Source organism: Mesorhizobium sp. M7A.F.Ca.ET.027.03.2.1 (assembly GCF_003999175.1).
Classification (GTDB): Bacteria; Pseudomonadota; Alphaproteobacteria; order Rhizobiales; family Rhizobiaceae; genus Mesorhizobium.
This window is the reverse complement of record NZ_RZOM01001175.1, coordinates 1-1,797: the sequence shown is the minus strand read 5'-3', so window position 1 is coordinate 1,797 and position 1,797 is coordinate 1. Positions and strand designations below refer to the sequence as shown.

General features: G+C 60.5%; 4 protein-coding genes. All 4 read right to left on the bottom strand.

Annotation, left to right across the window (positions count from 1 at the left end; translation table 11 throughout):
• Positions 1-18: 18 nt before the first annotated feature.
• Positions 19-528, bottom strand: a complete 510-nt coding sequence (locus tag EN750_RS32615) for a hypothetical protein (RefSeq protein WP_127399141.1) — start codon at positions 526-528, stop codon at positions 19-21.
• Positions 495-887: a hypothetical protein gene (locus EN750_RS32610; RefSeq protein WP_127328315.1), complete on the bottom strand. Its 393-nt coding sequence runs from the start codon at positions 885-887 to the stop codon at positions 495-497. The genes EN750_RS32615 and EN750_RS32610 overlap by 34 nt, the downstream gene beginning before the upstream one ends.
• A gap of 21 nt (positions 888-908) precedes the next feature.
• Positions 909-1,379, bottom strand: a complete 471-nt coding sequence (locus EN750_RS32605) for a hypothetical protein (RefSeq protein ID WP_127328316.1) — start codon at positions 1,377-1,379, stop codon at positions 909-911.
• A gap of 221 nt (positions 1,380-1,600) precedes the next feature.
• A partial coding sequence (locus EN750_RS32600; RefSeq protein ID WP_145968130.1) for a methylated-DNA--[protein]-cysteine S-methyltransferase occupies positions 1,601-1,797 on the bottom strand: 197 nt, incomplete at its 5' end.

The following is a 1,797-nucleotide window of genomic DNA, read 5'->3' as shown; positions in this document are numbered from 1 at the left end:
ATCGCAAGCAGCGCGCGGCTACTGCTTCTTCTTTTTCTTGCCATCGCCATTTCCGGTCCTGATGCTCCAGCCTTCGTTGGCCCATCCAGGCGATGCAGTCGCGGGAGCGGTGGCGGCGATGCTGGCCGTCTGGCCGTCGGCGCCGAGGCCCATTTTGAGAAGTTTCAGCTCCAGATGCAGGCGCTCGACCTCAAGCTCATAGAGGCGGCTGCAATCGACGCGCTTCGGCGTACGCCCGATCGGGATCACCACCCGGCCATAGGTGGCGACGCTGTTGTCGGACTGGCTGTTGCCTCTGATAAGACCGAGATCGACATAGGCCCCGGAGCCGGAGACTGCGGAACGGCATGTGGTGCCGTCCGCGGCACGGACCTCGTCCTGGCCCTGGGGCAAGGTGACACCGGGCAGGTTGAAGCCGCTCTCATTCTGGTTGAGGTTGTAGACGTCCTCGGCCCCGGCCGGCGAGCACGCCCAATTAACCGCGAGCGCCAGTGTCAAGACTTGCGGCGCCCAAAGAACTTTCCGCATATCTGTGCCCTTATCTGCGTCTGTTGATTGGGGAACGGGATGCTTTCGGTACAGATACGCACTTTACGCTCGGCCGCGCCGTCAAAGGGCACGACCACAAGGACAGAACGGGAAGCCTGGGAAGCCAGCTGGAAGACATTTGGAGAGATCCTGGCATCTACCGGCTGAAAATCCTGATCGTAGACGTGGATTTCGACCCGGATCTTCCTGTCGTAGGGATTGGCAGGGAAGATGCGGACCGCGAAGACGTCGGTGAAGCTGTTGATCTCGCCACGCATCGGCGACATCGATTGTGCCTTGACGGCAATGGGCGCCAATCCGATGGCCAGTGCCGTCGTCAGGATTCGAACATGTTTCAACGACCCCTCCTTCGCTGCGCGTCATTCGCAGCGCAGCGTTACCGTTGCCTGATAATTGCCGTTGGCGAAGCGATTGCTGCCGCCTTTGGTTCCGGCGAGGTGAACCGAGACGAGATCGGCGCCGGGTGTGGTGATGCTGGTTGCCGAGCCGGTCTCGACGATGGCATGCGCGCCGGTGGCGGAGTAGGTGGGCGTCCAGGTCGTCGACGTGCTGTCGGCGGATGGCACCGTCATGGTGGTGACGGGGTCGACGCTGAGCGACACACCTCCGGTCGTCGTCAGCGTCACGGTCCCAGCCGAGCCGCCGCTGTTGTGGGAACTGAGGGACTGGAGATCGGGACTGGCCGTCATCGTGCCGTTGGTGGCAACGACAAGCGTGCAGGTGGGCGCGATCGTGCCATTGAAGATGACATTCTGCGTCGCGGCCAACGCGGCCTCGTCGAGGCTGGCAACCAGCAGAGCTGCGCCGCAGGCGGCGCGAAACAATGTCATCGGAACCTCCTATCAAGCCGGATCGTCCGGATTAATATGAGGGGATCATCACTTTATCGTGGTTAATTTAGAGTTACCTAAAATAACGTCTCAAAATAACAATTACAGGAACCGCAGGTTGCCCTGGGTTGCAACGGCGGAAACCACAGTGGAAATCGCGCTTATACTTAATAAGGCCGGTATATCGATGTTTTCCTTCGCAATATCGAGGAAAATCGATATTACGATACCTGCCCGGCTTCCCAGCCCAGAATGGCGCGCTTGCGGGTCAGGCCCCAGTGATAGCCGGTGAGATCGCCTGATTTACCGATGGCGCGGTGACAAGGCACCACGAAAGAGAGCGGATTGGCGCCGTTGGCCGCACCGACAGCACGGCTGGCGGACGGTGCGCCGATGCTGGCCGCGATCGAGGAATAGG

Excerpts from the sequence above, each read along its gene's own strand:
- EN750_RS32615 (WP_127399141.1), bottom strand. The coding sequence starts at position 528 with ATGCGGAAAGTTCTTTGGGCGCCGCAAGTCTTGACACTGGCGCTCGCG.
- EN750_RS32605 (WP_127328316.1), bottom strand. The coding sequence starts at position 1,379 with ATGACATTGTTTCGCGCCGCCTGCGGCGCAGCTCTGCTGGTTGCCAGC.